15 protein-coding genes are annotated in these 18,233 nt (G+C 60.4%); 7 read left to right on the top strand and 8 right to left on the bottom strand.

Features of this window, described 5'->3' with window-relative positions; genetic code table 11:
- Nucleotides 1-759, bottom strand: coding sequence for an SDR family oxidoreductase (locus tag AC2LD7_RS06030; RefSeq protein WP_484596917.1), 759 nt, complete (start codon nt 757-759; stop codon nt 1-3).
- Between the two features lie 107 nt (nt 760-866).
- Between AC2LD7_RS06030 and AC2LD7_RS06025 the strand changes: the two genes are divergently transcribed.
- The 5 genes from AC2LD7_RS06025 to AC2LD7_RS06005 all read left to right on the top strand — a co-directional run bounded on the left by AC2LD7_RS06025 (nt 867) and on the right by AC2LD7_RS06005 (nt 5,012).
- Nucleotides 867-1,571 carry a HugZ family pyridoxamine 5'-phosphate oxidase gene (locus AC2LD7_RS06025; RefSeq protein ID WP_484596916.1) on the top strand — a complete coding sequence of 235 codons (705 nt, stop codon included), beginning with the start codon at nt 867-869 and terminating at the stop codon, nt 1,569-1,571.
- 126 nt (nt 1,572-1,697) lie between these two features.
- A complete protein-coding gene (locus AC2LD7_RS06020) occupies nt 1,698-2,162 on the top strand; it encodes an FxsA family protein (RefSeq protein WP_484596915.1) in 465 nt (154 codons plus the stop codon).
- 418 nt (nt 2,163-2,580) lie between these two features.
- The gene (locus tag AC2LD7_RS06015) at nt 2,581-2,874 is read left to right on the top strand and encodes a co-chaperone GroES (protein ID WP_181101990.1); all 294 of its coding nucleotides are present in this window, start codon (nt 2,581-2,583) and stop codon (nt 2,872-2,874) included.
- Between the two features lie 58 nt (nt 2,875-2,932).
- Complete coding sequence (groL, locus tag AC2LD7_RS06010) at nt 2,933-4,585, top strand: chaperonin GroEL (protein WP_484596914.1); 1,653 nt, start codon at nt 2,933-2,935, stop codon at nt 4,583-4,585.
- A gap of 196 nt (nt 4,586-4,781) precedes the next feature.
- Nucleotides 4,782-5,012, top strand: a complete 231-nt coding sequence (locus tag AC2LD7_RS06005; protein ID WP_484596913.1) for a hypothetical protein — start codon at nt 4,782-4,784, stop codon at nt 5,010-5,012.
- A gap of 27 nt (nt 5,013-5,039) precedes the next feature.
- On the opposite strand, the gene AC2LD7_RS06000 is transcribed toward AC2LD7_RS06005, so the two are convergent.
- The 7 genes from AC2LD7_RS06000 to AC2LD7_RS05970 form a co-directional block, all read right to left on the bottom strand.
- Nucleotides 5,040-8,081 (bottom strand): multidrug efflux RND transporter permease subunit, encoded by a 3,042-nt coding sequence (locus AC2LD7_RS06000; RefSeq protein WP_484596912.1) that lies wholly within the window; start codon nt 8,079-8,081, stop codon nt 5,040-5,042.
- Nucleotides 8,082-8,109: 28 nt separating this feature from the next.
- Nucleotides 8,110-9,264, bottom strand: a complete 1,155-nt coding sequence (locus AC2LD7_RS05995) for an efflux RND transporter periplasmic adaptor subunit (protein ID WP_484596911.1) — start codon at nt 9,262-9,264, stop codon at nt 8,110-8,112.
- A gap of 293 nt (nt 9,265-9,557) precedes the next feature.
- Nucleotides 9,558-11,183: a methyl-accepting chemotaxis protein gene (locus tag AC2LD7_RS05990; protein WP_484596946.1), complete on the bottom strand. Its 1,626-nt coding sequence runs from the start codon at nt 11,181-11,183 to the stop codon at nt 9,558-9,560.
- 121 nt (nt 11,184-11,304) lie between these two features.
- Nucleotides 11,305-12,399, bottom strand: coding sequence for a DUF1513 domain-containing protein (locus AC2LD7_RS05985; RefSeq protein ID WP_484596910.1), 1,095 nt, complete (start codon nt 12,397-12,399; stop codon nt 11,305-11,307).
- A 2-nt stretch (nt 12,400-12,401) separates the two neighbouring features.
- The gene (locus AC2LD7_RS05980) at nt 12,402-13,475 is read right to left on the bottom strand and encodes an imelysin family protein (protein WP_484596909.1); all 1,074 of its coding nucleotides are present in this window, start codon (nt 13,473-13,475) and stop codon (nt 12,402-12,404) included.
- 42 nt (nt 13,476-13,517) lie between these two features.
- Nucleotides 13,518-14,933 (bottom strand): di-heme oxidoreductase family protein, encoded by a 1,416-nt coding sequence (locus AC2LD7_RS05975; protein WP_484596908.1) that lies wholly within the window; start codon nt 14,931-14,933, stop codon nt 13,518-13,520.
- Between the two features lie 172 nt (nt 14,934-15,105).
- Entirely contained in the window at nt 15,106-16,446 is a 1,341-nt protein-coding gene (locus AC2LD7_RS05970; RefSeq protein ID WP_484596907.1) for an imelysin family protein, read from the bottom strand.
- A 186-nt stretch (nt 16,447-16,632) separates the two neighbouring features.
- On the opposite strand from AC2LD7_RS05970, the gene AC2LD7_RS05965 reads away from it, so the two are divergent.
- Nucleotides 16,633-17,205, top strand: coding sequence for a LemA family protein (locus tag AC2LD7_RS05965; protein WP_484596906.1), 573 nt, complete (start codon nt 16,633-16,635; stop codon nt 17,203-17,205).
- 44 nt (nt 17,206-17,249) lie between these two features.
- Nucleotides 17,250-18,092 carry a GIDE domain-containing protein gene (locus AC2LD7_RS05960; protein WP_484596945.1) on the top strand — a complete coding sequence of 281 codons (843 nt, stop codon included), beginning with the start codon at nt 17,250-17,252 and terminating at the stop codon, nt 18,090-18,092.
- Nucleotides 18,093-18,233: the final 141 nt, after the last annotated feature.

Raw genomic sequence — 18,233 nt, 5'->3', positions numbered from 1 at the left:
TTACAGCCGCAAACCCCCGTCCAGTTCCAGAATCCGTCCAGTGTAGTAATCGTTCTCGAAGATATAAGCGACCGAGTGGGCGATTTCAATCGGTTTGCCGAGCCGCTTGAGCGGAATGCCTGACGTCATCTTATCGAGTGCTTCGGGTTTCATGCTGGCGACCATCTCTGTCTCGATGAAGCCGGGCGCAACGCCCGCCACCCGTATGCCGTAGCGTGCCAGTTCCTTGGCCCAGACCACCGTGTCCGCAGCGACGCCCGCCTTGGCCGCCGAGTAATTCGCTTGTCCCATATTGCCTGCGCGCGAAATTGAAGAGATGTTGACGATCGCGCCCTGGCGCTTCAGTTCGATCATTTTCGCCGCCACTTCACGGGTGCAGAGAAACACGCCGGTCAGATTGACATCGATTACCGCCTGCCATTGCGCCAGGCTCATCTTCGACAGTTCGCCATCCTTGACCTTGATAGTCAGGCCATCGCGAAGGATGCCGGCATTGTTGACCAGGCCATCGAGGCCGCCGAAGTCATCGCTGACCTGGCTCACCATATGGCTGACCTGTTCTTCGTTGGCGACATTGCACAGATAGGCCCGCGCGTCGCCGCCGGCGCTCTTGCAAGCCGCCACCGCTTCGTTCAGTCGATCCTGGTTGAGGTCGACCAGCGCCAGGCGCGCGCCCTTGCCGGCGAGGTATTCACCCATCGCGCGTCCCAGGCCCTGGCCGCCGCCCGTGATGATGATGACCTTGTCGTTGAGTTGCATGCGAATCTCCTTCTTCTTGTGGTGCTTGCCGCGGAAAACGACGCCCGTAGATGAAACCGTTATGCTGAACGCCCCGTCGAACCGAACAAACCTATCGAGGAGCCCCTGTGAGCGCTGAAGCCGTCAAGCATGCCCGACAACTCCTGCTCAAGGAATACCGTGGTGTGCTCTCTACGCACTCCCAGACGATGCCCGGATTTCCCTTCGGATCGGCGGTGCCCTACTGCCTGAACGAGGACGGCTGGCCGCTGATCCTGATCAGCCGAATTGCCCAGCACACGAAAAACCTGAAGGGCGATCCGCGTTGCTCGTTGCTAATCGCAGAGCGCGACGCTGAAGACGTGCAGGCAACCGGCCGCCTGACCATGTTGGCCGAGGCGCGACCGCTCAACGAGCCGCGGGCTGTCGAGGCAGCGGCCGAGCGCTACTACCGGTATTTCCCCGAGTCGCGCGACTACCACCGCGTGCACGATTTCGATTTCTGGACACTGCAACCGGTGCGCTGGCGCTACATCGGTGGATTTGGTGCGATTCGCTGGCTGGACGATGTGGCCCTGGCCAACCCGTTCGCGCCAGCTGATGGCGGCGAAGGCGCAATGCTCGATCATATGAACGGCGACCACGCTGCGGCGATCGCCCACTACGTCGAGCGGGCAGGGCTGCCGCCGCGTCCTGAGGCTTGCATGGTCGGTATCGACAGCGAGGGCTTTCATCTACGCATCGGCCAGGCAATTCACTGGCTGGCGTTCCCGGCCTCCTGCCTCAACCCCGGCGCGGTGCGCCAGGCGTTGGTGGCGATGGCCCGGGACTGATTCAGCCTGACGTAAGCACAGGGGCGAATAATCCGGTTACAGCCTCTTCCACGAACGGGTTGAATTCGGTGCAGACTGCCGTCATCTACACGAGATCGGAAGCCGTTCTTCCGCCAAGGATTATCGATGCGCATTTTCTTACTGCTGTTTCTCCTGTTTCCGCTGGCCGAGCTGGCGCTGCTGATCAAGGTCGGCAGCTCGATCGGTGTGTTGCCAACCATCTTGTTGCTAGTGATCAGCGGCATGGCGGGCATTTTGTTGCTGCGTCTGGCAGGTTTTGCCACTGCCTGGCGCGCGCGCGAGCGACTGGCACGCGGCGAACTGCCGGAGCGGGAAATGCTCCAGGGCCTGATGATGGCCGTCGCGGGAGGTTTGCTGTTCCTGCCAGGTTTTCTCAGCGACATCATTGCGTTGCTGGTGCTGTTTCCACCATCGCGTAAGCTGTTTCTCGGCATCGTCCGCCGTCGCGTCGAAGCCCAGGCAGAGCGCCGTCGCGCGTTTGCCGATGATCTGCGCCAACAGCAGGAGCATAGCGCCGGGCCACAGCGCCCCAACGTGATCGAGGGCGAGTGGGAGCGTCGCGATAAGTAAGCTCGCTCATCCAACGGTAGGCATACGCTGCAGGCTATGTGAAGGCTCCGCACTCGGTTATGCAGCGTAAAAGCAGGCTCGGTTGCGGGCCAGACAAAATGCTTATCTGCAGTTCGTAAACTCCGCCTTCGCCTGTTTTGCCTGGCTGGGCGTCCCTGCCTCAACCATTGTTCGCTACGTTTGGACACGAGGCCTGACAGGCATGTCTTTCCCTTCGCAGATGCAAAAAAATCGCCGCTGTGCCCTTGAAATCATTTTCCACGCCCGCATGTAGCGGTCACCGCAAGGTCGCTGTCGTGTTTTGACAGTCCGTCTTCTGCGGCTCGCATTGCGGGCCGCAACCGGCACCGCCGGATTTGCCAACCCGCCGATGAGAATGCATCGGCATGGAAACCACTGTACTTAGGAGAGATCGACAATGAAGCTTCGTCCTCTGCATGACCGCGTCGTGATTCGTCGCAGCGAAGAAGAAACCAAGACCGCAGGCGGCATCGTGCTGCCAGGCTCCGCTGCAGAAAAGCCGAACCGTGGCGAAATCGTCGCAGTTGGTACTGGCCGCGTTCTGGACAACGGCGAAGTCCGCGCGCTGGCCGTCAAGGTTGGCGATCAGGTCGTATTCGGCCCTTACTCCGGCAGCAACACCGTCAAGGTTGACGGTGAAGACCTGCTGGTGATGAGCGAGAACGAAATCCTCGCCGTCGTCGAAGCCTGATCCAGCGCTCGCTCATAGCGAACAGCGTTCCATCAACAGAATTTGAGGAAGAATCAACATGGCTGCTAAAGAAGTAAAATTCGGCGATTCCGCCCGCAAGAAAATGCTGGTTGGCGTCAACGTCCTGGCTGATGCGGTAAAAGCGACCCTCGGCCCGAAAGGTCGTAACGTCGTTATCGAGAAGAGCTTTGGCGCTCCGACCATCACCAAGGATGGCGTTTCCGTTGCCAAGGAAATCGAGCTGAAGGACCGTTTCGAGAACATGGGCGCCCAGCTGGTCAAGGACGTTGCTTCCCGTGCTAACGATGATGCTGGCGACGGCACCACCACTGCTACCGTTCTGGCTCAGTCGATCGTCAACGAAGGCCTCAAGGCCGTTGCTGCCGGCATGAACCCGATGGATCTGAAGCGCGGCATCGACAAGGCGACCATCGCCATCGTTGCTGAACTGAAGAGCCAGTCCAAGCCATGCGCTGACTTCAAGGCCATCGCCCAGGTTGGCACCATTTCCGCCAACTCCGACAACTCCATCGGCGACATCATTGCCGAAGCCATGGAAAAGGTTGGCAAGGAAGGCGTTATCACTGTTGAAGAAGGCTCGGGCCTGGAAAACGAGCTGTCCGTCGTTGAAGGCATGCAGTTCGACCGTGGCTACCTGTCCCCTTACTTCATCAACAAGCCGGACACCATGGTTGCCGAGCTGGACAGCCCGCTGCTGCTGCTGGTCGACAAGAAGATCTCCAACATCCGTGAAATGCTGCCGGTGCTGGAAGCTGTTGCCAAGGCTGGCCGTCCGCTGCTGATCGTTGCCGAAGACGTCGAAGGCGAAGCGCTGGCTACTCTGGTGGTCAACAACATGCGCGGCATCGTCAAGGTCGCCGCTGTCAAGGCGCCTGGCTTCGGTGACCGCCGCAAGGCCATGCTGCAGGACATCGCCATTCTGACTGGCGGTACCGTGATTTCTGAAGAAGTCGGCCTGAGCCTGGAAACCGCTACCCTGGAACACCTGGGTAACGCCAAGCGCGTTGTGCTGAACAAGGAAAACACCACCATCATCGACGGTGCTGGCCAGCAGGTCGACATCGAAGCTCGCGTTGCGCAGATCCGCAAGCAGGTCGAAGACACCACGTCCGACTATGACAAAGAGAAGCTGCAAGAGCGTCTGGCCAAGCTGGCCGGCGGTGTTGCGGTCATCAAGGTCGGCGCTGGTACCGAAGTCGAGATGAAAGAGAAGAAGGCTCGTGTTGAAGACGCGCTGCACGCGACCCGTGCCGCCGTTGAAGAAGGCGTGGTGCCTGGCGGCGGTGTTGCCCTGGTGCGTGCGCTGCAGGCTATCTCCGAGCTGAAGGGCGCCAATGCCGATCAGGACGTTGGTATTACGCTGCTGCGTCGTGCGGTCGAAGCGCCGCTGCGCCAGATCGTTGCCAACTCCGGTGACGAGCCGAGCGTGGTTGTCGACAAGGTCAAGCAGGGCACCGGTAACTACGGCTATAACGCCGCTACCGGCGAGTACGGCGACATGATCGAAATGGGTATTCTCGATCCGGCCAAGGTCACTCGTTCTGCTCTGCAGGCCGCGGCTTCCATCGCCAGCTTGATGATCACCACCGAAGCGATGATCGCCGAAGTGGCTGACGACAAGGCTGCTGGCGGCGGCATGCCGGACATGGGCGGCATGGGTGGTATGGGTGGCATGGGCGGCATGATGTAACCCAGCCAACCTGGCGCCAAAATGCTCGTCAGGCCCGGTGAAAAACCGGGCCTGAACGGCAGATAAAGAAAATGCCCGTATCGAAAGATACGGGCATTTTTCGTTATGGATCGTCCATTGGTCATTTAACCAGGCGCATTGTAAAAAGCTGAACTATGGTGAATTTCCTATCCCCATAAAAACAAGGGCTTGCGCAATGAAGCTTGAAATTGCACGAGGAGTCTTTCTAGTCGGCGCCCTAGGCGTGGCATCACTTTGCGCCGCCGCATGGAGTGAGCCCGATGCGGCGGTCATTCAATGTAATAACGGCCTTGGCCATTGCCCGCTGCCGTCCGATATTCGGACGAGCCTCGTCGAGCAGAAGCCCGAAAAGGAGCTGCTGTTGTTTCTATACAGCCTGACTCAGCACCTCGGTATCAGGAACTGAATGCGGGACAAGGCCATGGACCGTTGACTAGATATCTTGCTCGGCAAGCTTGTCGCTTCGCGCTATCAGGCTGTAAACCGCAGGCAGGACAAACAGCGTAAAAAGCGTGCCAACGGACATGCCTGTGGCGATCACCAGGCCAATATCGAAACGGCTGACGGCGCCAGCGCCACTGGCAATAATCAACGGCACCATTCCGAAAACCGTCGCCGCAGTGGTCATCAGCACGGGACGCAGCCGAATCGCTGCCGCCTCTTCCACCGCCTCTCGGCGACTCATGCCCTGGTCTCGACGCAACTGATTGGCAAATTCGACGATCATGATGCCGTGCTTGCTGATCAATCCGATCAGTGTCACCAACCCGACCTGGGTGTAGATATTCATGCTCGACAGACCCAGAAACAGCGGCACCAAGGCGCCACAGATGGACAGCGGCACCGTGACCAATATCACCAGCGGATCGCGGAAACTTTCGAATTGCGCCGCCAGGACCAGGAAAATGACGGCCAAAGCCAATGCAAAGGTCGCGTATAGCGCGCTGCCTTCCTGAATGTACTGGCGCGACGCACCGGCATAATCGAAGGTGAAGCCCTGCGGCGCTTCTTCCTGAGCGATGCTGCGCAACGTGTCGATGGCCTCGCCCATGCTGACGATAGGGAAGCCCTGAATCGTCGCCGCATTAAGCTGTTGAAATTGCTTCAGCTGGGTCGGTCGGGCACGGTCATGGACCTCAATCAGCGTCGACAATGGCAGCATCTCGCCCTGCTCGTTCTTCACGTAATAGTTGCTCAGCCAGCCTGGATTGTCCCGGTAGGCCTGTTCGACCTGGGCGATTACCTTGTAGCTGCGGCCTTCGATGGTGAAACGATTGATCTCGCTTTCGCCAAGCAGGGTGGCTAGCGTCACGCCAAGGTCTTCCATCGTCACGCCCATTTGCGCAGCCTTTTCGCGGTCGATATCGACGGCGATCTCGGGCTTGTCGAAAGCCAGATCGACATCGAGAAAAGCGAATTTGCCGGATGCCTCGGCTTTCTCCTTGATGCGTTCGGTCACCTGCAGTAGCGACTCGTAATCGTTCGCGGTGTTGATCACGAACTGGAACGGCAGGCCCTCGCCTGTGCCGGGTAATGACGGCAGGTTGAAGCCGAACACCTGCACGCCGGGAATCTTGTCGAGCTTGGCTTGGACCTCCGGCAACACGTCCATTTGGGTACGCTCGCGCTCATCCCAAGGCGTCATGAGAAAGCCGCCAATGCCGCTCTGCACGCCATTGAATCCATTGATCTGGAACCAGGAGTAGTACTCGGGAAAGGACTGGAAGATTTCCAGGAACTGATCGGTGTAAGCGTTCAGGTAGTCGAGGTTGGCCGTTTGCGGCGCGCTGGCCATCATGAAGATGATGCCTTGATCCTCTTCAGGTGCCAGCTCGCTTTCGGTGAACTTGAGCAGCACCGGAATCAGCCCGAGCACGATCACTGCGAACACCAGCACCACCGGACGGGTGTTCAGCGTGCCGTGTAGGGCGTTCTGGTAGCGCAGCTTGAGCCGGTCGAACAGCAGGTCCAACCGATGTGCCAGGCCCGAAGGGTTTTCTTCATGGCGCAGCAGTTGCGAGCACATCATGGGTGACAGCGTCAGTGCCACCACACCGGAAATCAGCACGGCGCCGGCCAGGGTCAGCGCGAACTCCTGAAAAAGCGCACCGGTCAGGCCTTGTAGAAAGCCGATAGGTGCATACACCGCAGCCAGGGTGATGGTCATCGTGACGACCGGCATGGCGATTTCGCGCGCGCCGTCGATGGCCGCCTGGATAGGCGTTTTACCTTTCTCGATATGGCGGTGAATATTCTCGACCACGACGATTGCGTCATCGACCACCAAACCGATCGCCAGGACCATGGCCAGGAGCGTCAGCAGGTTGATCGAATAACCCATGGTCTGCATGAAAAACATCACACCGATCATCGACAGCGGGATCGTCACTACTGGAATCAACACCGAGCGCAGCGAGCCGAGGAACAGGAAGACCACGATGATGACGATCACTACCGCCTCGGCGAGGGTTTTCACCACTTCGTCGATCGAGGCCTGGATGAAGCGCGTGGCGTCGTAGGCAATGGTGACTTTCAGGCTTGGTGGAAGCTGCGATTCGATCTCCGGCATCACCGCACGCACTTCACTGATGACATCCAGTGGGTTGGCGCTCGGGGTGCCCTTGATGCCGATATACACCGAAGGGATACCGTCAAAGGAGCTGATGGCGTTGTAGCTTTCGGCACCCATCTCGACCCGCGCAACATCCCCGAGCAGCACGCGACTGTCGCCTTGGGTCTTCAAGGGAATGGCCGCGAATGCCTCGGGAGTTTTCAGTTCGGTGTCGGCATTGATGCTGGTGACGACGTACTGCCCCTTCACCTCGCCAGCTGCTGAGAGAAAGTTGTACTTACGCACCGCCTCGTTCACATCAGCTGCAGACAGACCGTAGGCGGCGAGCTTCACCGGGTCGAGCCACAGGCGCATGGCAAAGACCTGATTACCGAGAATTTCCGCCTCGGCCATGCCGGGCAGGGTGGCCAGCTTCGGCTGGATGACTCGCGACAGGTAATCGGTGATCTGTGGGTTGCTCAGCTGCTCACTATAAAAACTGATGTACATGAGCGCTGTGGAGTCGGCGGCCTGCTTGTTCAGCACGGGGTCTTCGGCGTTTTGCGGCAGCTGATTCTTCACCGAGTTGGCCTGGCTCAACAGCTCGGTGTAGAGCCGGTCGGTGTCGGCGCCGATGCGTGCGTAAACCGAGATGACCGAAAGGTTCTGCTGGCTCACCGAGGTCATGTAATCCACGCCTTCGGCACTGGCCAGACTCTGCTGCAGTGGCTGGGTGATATAGCCCTGGATGGTTTCCGCGTTCGCGCCCGGATAGGCGGTCGTCACCGTGATCAGCGCGCTTTCCATTTGTGGATACTGGCGGATCACCAGGCTGTTGAACGCCTGGAAGCCGAGCAGCACGATCAACAGGCTGATCACGCTGGCCAGCACCGGACGGCGAATGAATGGATCGGTAAAAGCCATGACGATCTATGTCCCTGTAGTCGACGCCTCAGCGGGCATCGGACCCGCTGTTCGGCTCGAGCTCGAGCGTGCGTTTTTCGGCGATGGCAACGTGAGCACCGGTGTCCAGTTTGAGCTGGCCGGCAATCACCACCCGTTCGCCATCCGCGAGCCCTTCGAGAATTATGGCGCGACCGTCACGACGTTCACCGCTCTTGACGAAACGCCGCTCCACGATCAGATAGGGTTCGCTGCGCTCGGCGGCCTCGACGCCTTCCTCGGGTTCAGGCGCCTGACCTTCCTTCACCACCAGCACCGAGTTGCCATACAGGGTGTAGGTGATTGCGGTCTCCGGCACGACGATCTGGGGCTGTTCATCGGACAGTAGAACCTGCAGGTCGGCGAACATGCCGGGGAGCAGGCGCTCGTCGGGGTTGGCCAGCTCCGCGCGGACCCGGACGTTGCGGGTGGTGGTTTCCACCTTGGGGTTCAGCGCGATGATCGTGCCTTCGAAAGCCTCACCGGGGAACGCAGCCACCTGAAGGTGCACAGGCTGTCCGATGGCAAGCAACGGAACCTGCTGCTCGGCGAGGTAAAAATCGACGAACAAGGTGGACAGGTCCTGCAGTGTGGCGATGGGCGTACCGGCGGCTACGAAGTCACCGACGTCTACCTGACGGATCCCAATGGTCCCGGAGAACGGCGCGAGGATGCGTTTCTTCGCCAGGCTGGCCTTCAGCTGCGCAACCGTGGCTGCCGCTTTCTGCGACTCGGCATTAAGCCGATCGAACTCGCTGCGCGAGATGGCCTGGCTATCTACCAAGCTGCGTGCCCGTTCGAATTCCACCTTGGCCAGGTGAAGATCGGCTTGAGCCGCTGCCAGGCTTGCCTGTTCGATTGCGCTGTCGAGCAGAACGATCGGCTGGCCCTTGCTCACTTTCTCGCCTGAGCGGAACTGCACATCGCTGACGGTCCCGGCGATCTCCACGGAAAGATCGATGCCCTGTGAAGCCCTGAGCGTGCCGATCGCCGGGAGCCGGTTCTGCCATGGCTGTCGGCGCGATTCGGCAACCTCGACGTTGATCGGCGGCTTCGGCGCCTTGAACTGTTGAATCTGTGAATAGATGGCGTTGAATTTAAGGGCGGCGAGGATCAATACAACGACGATCACCGCGCCCAGCATGAGCAGCATGCGGCGCAACATTTTCCGTATTCCTTGGAGAGATGAGCCGGCTGACTACTGCCATGAAACGAGGCAGCCGTTCTGGATGCATGACAAACGACCAATTGCCGGCCTTGCGGCGGCCTCGGCTTGTAACTATTCGGCCAGATGGCCTGAGACAGCGAAATTAGCCGCGAACCAGACGCAAGTAAAGGGACATGCATCCAATGTGCTTGGCAGGACGGATCAGCGAGATAGGACGCGGCAAGGCCTGTCGGCGCTTTGCTTGCAACGGCCCTCTGCTGTGGAGGGCTCATTGCGTTGACAGGGTTGCGTCAGCCTGCGAGGCGCTGGGTCACTTCGCTGAGTTGGGCAGATAGGCCGTGCAGGTTCTGACTGGCTTTTTCGGTGCGCTCGACATTGTCCTGGTTGGTGGTGGCGATGGCGGTAATTTCGGTTAGGTTGCGCGAAATATCTTCCACCACTGACGTCTGCTCTTCGGCCGCGGTGGCGATTTGCCGGTTCATACTGCGAATCGCTTCGACTTCCAGGGTGATGCGCTGAAGCATGCTGCCTGCTTCCGTGACCTGCTCGACGCCCTCGTCACTGCGGCTTTGGCCGCTTTCGATTGCACGCACCGCATCCACGGCGCCGGTCTGTACGGTATCGATAATCTGATGAATTTCGGCGGTGGAATCGGCGGTGCGCCTGGCCAATGTGCGCACCTCGTCGGCAACGACAGCAAAGCCGCGACCGGCATCACCGGCGCGGGCTGCTTCGATGGCTGCGTTCAATGCCAGCAAGTTGGTCTGGTCGGCGATGCCACGAATGACTTCCAGTACCTTGCCGATGCGACCGCTGTCGGCTTCCAGACGGCGTATGACCTCAGCGGTGTTGCTGATCTCGCCGCGCATGTGAGTGATCGTCTGAATGGTCGAACGCATCATGCTTTCGCCCTGCTGCGCCGAGTGATCGGCTGTATCTGCAGCGCGTGCTGCTTCGGCCGCATGGCGGGCCACTTCCTGAGACGTTGCGGACATTTCCTGCATGGCGGTTGCGACCTGATCGGTACGCGAAAATTGTTCACGAGTGCCTTGGCCCATCAGCGCCGCGATGGCGTTCAGTTCGCCACTGGCATTGTCCAGATCCGAGGTGCTGCGTTGCAGGCGGGCGAAGGTATCGGCGAGGAAGTCGCGCAATACGTTAGCGGCCACCGCCAAACGTCCCAGTTCGTCGGCACGGCCCGTATCGACGCGCTCGCTGAAATTGCCCTGGCTTAGCTTGGCGATATGGTCGATCAAATGGCGGATAGGGTCGATCACATTGCGATTGACCAGCCAAAGGCTGAGCAAAGCAACCAGCGCGCCAGCGGCGAGCATGATCAGCGATCCGGTGATAATGGCCTGGTCCGCGGCATGGCTGATTTCGTCGGAGCTGCGCAGAGAAGAGTTGCGCAGCTGTTCGACCAATGCGCTGAGTTGTTCGCCGGTGGCACGGTCGATTCCCTGAACGGCCTTGTCGCCTGCCACCGGGTCGTAGCCCGCGGCGATATAGGCATCACGGCCTGATCGATAGGCCGTACCCAGACTGCGATGTTCCGCAAGCAGCCCCTCGATTTGGTTCGCAAGGTCCGGCTTGTGGCTGCTCAGCTGCACGAGCGTGGTGAGCCTATCTTGAACCTTTCGCTCCTGATTCTCGAAACTCTGCCAGTACTTGCTCAGGGCCTCAGGCGATTTGCCACGCAGTAGGACATTCTTCCATTCCTGCACCTGGATCTTGAATTCCAGGTTGGCTTCATCGATCAATCGAGACGCTTCGATCGGTCCTTTCAGCAGCCTTTGGTACGCGGAGACACCGTCGGATAAAAAGGAAAAGCTGGTGAGGGCGATCGCAAGCATAACCAGCAGGCTCGCGCCGATCAGTCCCAATAACTGAGCCCGTAGGGATTTCTTTAGAAACATCAGAGCGTTCTCGATCGGGTGGGGTGCGTTTGCGCTATTGGCAAGAACGAAGCGAGCGGTCACGTGAATGACTGCTCGGTCGTTCTGTTTCTCGGCACGCCGCCTCGATACTTGAGGTCTTTCAGACCAGGCGCAAATGGTTGTCCCAGAGCCCTGCCGGCAGTAGCAGAGCGGTGCTGACGAAGCGCTCACCGCTGCAGTCAACCAGCCTGCAGCGCCCCTGGCCGGAGCTCACCACGAAGCCTTGCTCGACTGCTGCTACACCGGCGCAATCCGGCAGATGGATTTCCTCGCGCAGGGCTGCGCTGTCCAAATCCCAGATGAATACCTTGTTGCCCCGAGGCGCCGTCACGGCCAGCAGGCGCAGGCGGTCGTTGATCGCCAGACTGGCGGTGTACTGGTTCATTGTCCGGCGTTGCACTTCACCCAATGGGAACGTCTGGAAGGCTTCGCCCGGGCGCTTGATCGCCAGTAGCGGCACCTGATCCATGGGATCGCCTTCGTACTGCTGCCCGGAAACCACAGTGCCGTCCGCAGCAACCGCGAGGTGACGCACACTGTTCATCTGCTCGGGCAGCTGTTCCTTGCTGATCAGCGTGCCGTCGCGATGCAGCAGCACCAGGCTTGGCTCCATGGCGTCGAGGTTCATCATCTCGCGGCTGTCGGCTTCGGTGCGGATACCGCCGTTGGCAATCACCAGCGTCTCGCCATCGGGCATCCACAGCAGCTGATGCGGCCCTATGCCGTGGGTCGAATGCTCGCCGCTGCGAACCAGCCGGCGTTCCTCTACACGGTAGATACCGAGCACGCCACGACCGGCATCGGCCGTGTCGTTTTCGGTGGTATAGAACCAGTCGCCGCTGGCGTGGAATACGCCATGGCCGTAGAAGTGACGATCCGGTGGTGAGGCGAGCACTTGCAGCAAGGTGCCGTCACGGCTGTCGATCAGATAGCTCTCGCGGCTCGGTCGACGTCCGACGAACACCGCCAGGGGCAAATGTGGATGGGCATAGACATCATGGCAGCGCTCGCTGACCGGCGTCGCGAACACACGGCTGCCATCGAGCCGGTAGCCGACCGCGTAGTGACGGCCATCGGCATCGTCGCGCGCGGAGAGCAGCAGCGGTTGCTCGGTGTGTCGTGTGAGCGTCCAGCCGCCGACTGCGGAGGCTGCAGCCAGGGCACTGCCCAGGCCGATAAAAGCACGGCGTTTCATGATCAGTCTCCGTCGTGGGCGTTGAAGCCGATCTGTACACCGAGTGCCCGGGCCAGTTCGGTCTGATGCAGGCGGTGCAGCACGTCGATTTCCTGATACAGCGCATCCAGGCGCTCGCGACCGGCTTCATCGGCGATCAGTTCGCTGAACGGCAGCATGATGTCTGCCAAGTGCTTGCGGGTTGTCGCGTAGGCAACGTCGATGCGTTTGATCAGGTCGGCCTGATCGGCGGGGACCAACTGCTTGAGACCGTTGTCGTCGCTGCCCTGCCATAGACGTTGGGCGCCAGCGAGGGCGGCATCAATGCTGCCGAGCGTTGCGTCACTGCGCCAGGCTTCGGCCTGGAAGGGCTGCGGGAAACCTTTGCTCTGACGGCCCAGCGGGGCGCCGAGTTTCTTTTTCAAACCATCCAGCGCGGTGACCTGTACGCGCAACAGGTCGGCGATCGCCTCCTGCGATTCGGCGTAGCGCTCGTTGGGAAACTCGCTGAGTTGCGCAACCATGCCGTCTTCGGCCTCCCACTCTTGCAGCATATTGGCGGCAAGCTTCTGCTGGTGTTCGCCAATTGCTTCCAGCAACCGGCAGTAGCGTGCCTTGGTATCGCTGGCGTCCAGGTCGACTGCCTTGTCATAGAGCACATATTCATACGCCGATAAGCCCTGCAACACGACACTGCCATCTTCCAGATCGGCCTGAGTCAGCTCGGGTTTGTTCTTCAACAGGGCGGTGACCTGACGACCGACCAGATTCTTTTTGTCGGGCCAGAACTGCACTTGCCAGGCTCGGTTACCTTCGCCCATCGGGCCGATCAGCAGCGGCTGCAGGCCCGCCCAGGCGAACTGCGCTTGCAGGAAGGCTTTGCGCGCATCCTCCAGCTCTTCGTTGCCAGCGCAGAAGGCGATACTGCTCGCGGCCATGCGTCGGTTGGTTTCGGCCCACTGGGTATATGCCGGAAGCAGGACCTCATCGGCCAGGGCCTTGCTCGTCTCGGCAAAGGGATCGGATGGCGCGCAAGCGCTCAGCAGCAGACCCAAAGCGGTGGCCGTGAGTGCTGAAAAATAACGGTTGGGGTACATGTTGCTCCTCGGCAAGGCAGGACTCCGATGGTTGGTCCGGCACTAGAGTGATTCGAGAAAGGTCAGCAAGGCGCTGCGTTCATCGCTGTCGAAGCCGAGCACGGTCTGCTTGGCTTTTTCCGCTTCGCCGCCATGCCAGAGTATGGCTTCGAGCAGGTTGCGTGCACGTCCGTCATGGAGAAACTGGGTGTGATCGCTGACCGTTTCGGTCATGCCAATGCCCCATAGCGGTGGCGTGCGCCACTCACTGCCGCTGGCCTCGAATTCCGGGCGGCCGTCGGCAAGTCCGTCGCCCATGTCATGCAGCAGCAGATCGGTATAAGGCCGGATGAGCTGATTGGCCAATTCCGGCTCGGCGGCATCGCCAGTGGTGAATGTTGGAACATGGCAGCTCTGGCAGCCGGCGCGGTGGAACAGTGTCTTGCCTGCGAGTACCTGGGGTGCGTCAACATCGCGACGCGCCGGTACGCCCAGGTTGCGGGTATAGAACAGCACCTGGGCGAGGATGTTGTCGCTGACTTCAAGCTCACCGCCATCGGGCATCTTCCGGCAATCCTGCTGCCGGTCGGTGCAGCTACTGCCCGTGAGCAAGCGGGTAGTGAGGCCCATGTCATTGAAGAACGCATCGGCATTTTGCTGGTTAAGGTTTGGCTGTCCGGCTTTCCAGCCGAAGCGACCCATCGCCGTCTCGCGCGTGGTCTGGTCGAAGACCCGGTTGGGGCGACCCGAAATACCGTCGTCGTTGCTGTCGTCCGGATCGGCATTGGCCAGCAGTGCAGATTCGGGAATCGCTTCCAGCAGCCCGAGGCCGATCATCGCCGGCGCCACGCGGACGGAAAATTGCGTCTGCGGATGCATCGGGCCATAGCCGAGCTCGGTGATCGTCAGCTTCGGCTCGCGCAGCTCCACCTCGAAGCCGTCGCTGAATCGCTCGGTCCGGGTGTCGTAGCTGAGCCGGACCTTGCCTTCGGGCACCACGCCGGGAATCGCCATATCCTGCAATTGGCCTCCGTAGGTGGGCTCCGGCGCGATGCCGCGCTGCCGGACGACCTCGGCATGCTCAGTGCCAGCAGGTATCGAAAGCCGCACTAGCATGGATACGGCATTGGCGCGCTCGGTGTCTGCCGGGCGACCGCGACCATCCTTGATATGGCAGCTCTGACAGGCGTTGGTGTTGATCAGCGGGCCGAGGCCGTCGCGAGCTGTGGTAGAGGCGGGGGCGATGACCCAGGGATTTCGGAAAAAACTGTTGCCGACGCTGAAATCCAGTCGCCGGATCGGGGCCAGGTTGGCAGCAGGCATCGAGAAAGCATTCTGATCGAACTGCATAACGGTTGCGCTGCCGGCGGAAAGCGCTTCGCCCGGCTCGGCCCGCTCGAAGCGTGGCGCCTGCTCGCCGCAGGCGGCAAGGCCACAGGCCAGCAGCAGGGCAGTAGCAGCGCGGAAAAACGGGTGCATCGGGATACCTGAGCCTGTGACAGGGCGGCAATCTTAGCAGGCTAATGGAGCCTGAATAAGAGCAATTTGCATTTGCTGACAGGGCTGGGCTGGTCGAGCGAGCACAGGACGCGTTCGTCGAAAGGGCTCATAGGGAGCGGCATCGCGCCGCTCCCTATATAAGGACGGCGGATCAGAATTGGTGATCGGCCGTATCCGGGTTCAGGTCGCTGATACCCAGTGCGGCAGCGGCTTTCTCGATCGAGCCGGTCTGCTGCACCAACGAACCGATTGCGGCGCGCACGTTTTCCTGTCCTTCGCTGTTGTTGGGCGCGATCAGCTGATCGAACGCTTCGCCTTCGTTGGCACTGGTAACCAGCACTTGCAGCTTGGCTTCGGTAGTTTCCAAGTCGGTCTTCACTGCAGTGTTGACCTCAGGGGCGGCTTCTTCGACCAGCGAGGCCAAGCTCGGGCCGCTGAGAGTGCTGCCGTCGACGCGCTTGTACTCGCCGAGGTAAACGTTCCGGATACCCTTGGCATTGTAGAAGTGTGAGTTATGCGTGTTGTCGCTGAAGCAGTCGTGCTCGTCTTCCGGCGAGTTGGCTTCCAGCGCGACTTTCATACGCTCGCCGGCCAGTTCGCCCAGCGACAGGCTGCCCATGCCGAAGAACATCTTGCGCAGGCCATTTTCGGCGGATTCGCTTTCTAGGCTGGCGCGGTAGTTATCGGCGACGCCGACCTTCCACTCGCCAACCATCTCTTCGAGGTCGCTGATCAACAATTCGGTGGCGGCTTTCAGGTAGGCGCGGCGGCGATCGCAGTTGCCGCCGGTGCAATCTTCACCCTCGACGAAGTCGCTGACGGGACGTTCGCCAGCGCCGGGGTTGGTGCCGTTAAGGTCCTGACCCCAGAGGAGGAATTCGATCGCATGGTAACCGGTGGCGACGTTGGCTTCGGATCCGGCCAGTTCGTTCAGGCTGGCAAGCTTCTCGCCAGTGATTTCGCTGACATCGATCTTATCTTCGCCAATCTGCAATTCCTTGTTGGCGATGATGTTGGCCGTGGCGCCAGGGTTGCCGAGGGCATGCTGATAGTCGCCCTTGACGTAGTCGATCATGCCTTCGTCCAGCGGCCAGGCGTTGAGCTGGCCCTCCCAATCGTCGACTACCGGATTACCGAAGCGGAACACTTCGCTCTGCATATAAGGAACGCGCGCGGCCCGCCAGGCGTCTTTCGCGGCTTGCAGGGTTTCGTCGCTCGGATTGGCGAGCAGGGCGTCGACGGCTTCCTGGAGTTTCAACGCGGTGCTGTGCGCATCGCTGAATACGGCATTTGCGATATCGGCGTAATGCTTGACCACGGCCTGCGCGGCCTCGCTGTTCACGGCCTCTGGCGCGCTCGCGGCCGGCTCGCTCTGGGTGGTTGCTTGCGGAGCGGCTGCCTGTTCGGCTGGCGCTTTGTCTTCGCCGCAACCAGCGAGTGAAATGGCAACAGCCAGAAGGCTGGCGGTGGCCCAGACGGGAGTGCGTAGCATGGCGGGTTCCTTTGCTTGCAGAGTGGTATTGGGGACGCCGGCAGATGGGGTGCGACAATCCGATGCGGGTAATAATGCGAAAGATTTGCATTTTGTGCAAAGAAATTGCGTGCGGCATGTCGCGCTTCGCTTTCAGCGGTGCCGTTAGAATGCCATCCCGATATCCGGACTTCATGGACACGCCTGATGAGCCTGAACGCTGTAGTTGCACTGGTTGTGCTGTTTCTCGTCGCTGCCTACGCGGTGGTTCTCTACAACGGTCTGGTGCGCCTCAAGCATGGAGTGAGCAAGGCATGGTCGAATATCGACGTGCTGCTGCGCCAGCGGCACGAAGAGTTGCCAAAGCTGGTCGAGACCTGCAAGCAGTACATGCAACACGAGCGCAACACCCTGGAGCAGGTTATCAATGCTCGCAACGCCGTATCCATTGCGCGCGAGCAGGGCGATGTAAACGCTGTAGGGCAGGCCGAAACCGGGTTGCGCGCCGGTCTGGGTCGCCTGTTCGCCCTCGCCGAGAACTATCCGGAGCTGCGCGCCAACGAGAGCTTCCGCCATCTGCAACAACGCATCAGCGGCCTGGAAAGCGGCATTGCCGATCGCCGCGAGCTGTATAACGAGTCAGTCAATCTGAACAATGTACGCATCGAGCAGTTTCCCGATGTGTTGCTGGCGCGTGCCTTTGGCTTTCACGGGGCCGCATTGTTGCAATTCAGCGAGGCGGAGAAGGCCGACGTTGATCTCAAGCCGCTGTTCGGCTGAGCAGGAGTATCGGATCGGTGCTGCTTTTCGGCGCGGGCGTCGTGATGTGCCTGGCGGGTGGCTGGCTGTGGGTCAGCCGCTGGTCGAAGGTGCGCCATTTATTGGACACGCCGACATCGAGGATTCGCTCGGCGGCGCAAGGCTACGTCGAGCTTGCCGGGGTGCTGCGCGATCTTCCCGACGCGCCAGCGATACTCGCGCCGCTGACGGCCAAACCTTGTCTCTGGTGGCGCTATCGCATCGAGGAATACCGCTCCAGCGGCAAGCGTAGCAGTTGGTGGATTGTCGAAAAGGGCTGCAGCGAAAGACCGTTGCGCCTATGCGATGCGACTGGAGACTGCCTGGTCGATCCGCGAGGTGCCGAAGTACTGCCGGCTCGGCGTGAAAGCTGGACCGGCGATCTGCGTCATCCCAGAGGCCAGCCACGAAGTGGACTGTTTGCCTGGCTCAATGGCAATCGCCGATATCGCTATACCGAGGAGCGCCTGCACGCCGACGAGCCGCTTTATGCTATCGGCGATTTCCGCACCGCCGGGGGCGGCCGGCAAGGCCTCGACCTCCAGACCGCTCAGGGCCAGGTGGTGCGGGAATGGAAGGAGAACTACGCCGGGCTACTGCAGCGTTTCGACAATAATCGTGATGGCCAGCTTGACCAGGCTGAGTGGGGCCGGGTACGGCTCGCTGCCGGGCTTGAGGCGGAAGAGCGTCACCGTCTCGCCAGTACTCGCCCTGCGCAACATCGACTGGCACGCCCGGCTGAAAGTCTGCCGTTTGTCCTGTCGAGTCATGGTGAAGAAGAGCTCGCGCGTCGCTATCGTTGGCACGCCGTTGGCGGCGCCATGCTGTGCATCTTCGGTGCCGTCGTGCTGGCGTCACAGTTGAGGTAGTGGAACCCGCTCGGTAGCCGGAGCGCTGCACCGAGCAGACGACAGCGTCGAGATGGAGCTGAGAAGACCCGCACCAGGCCAACCACAATGGTGCGGAGAGTGACCCGATTACTTCGCCAGATACCTGGACTTACGGTTGGC

The organism is Stutzerimonas sp., from assembly GCF_982611455.1.
Note: the sequence above shows the minus strand (reverse complement) of the source record. Positions and strands in the feature narration are given on the sequence as shown.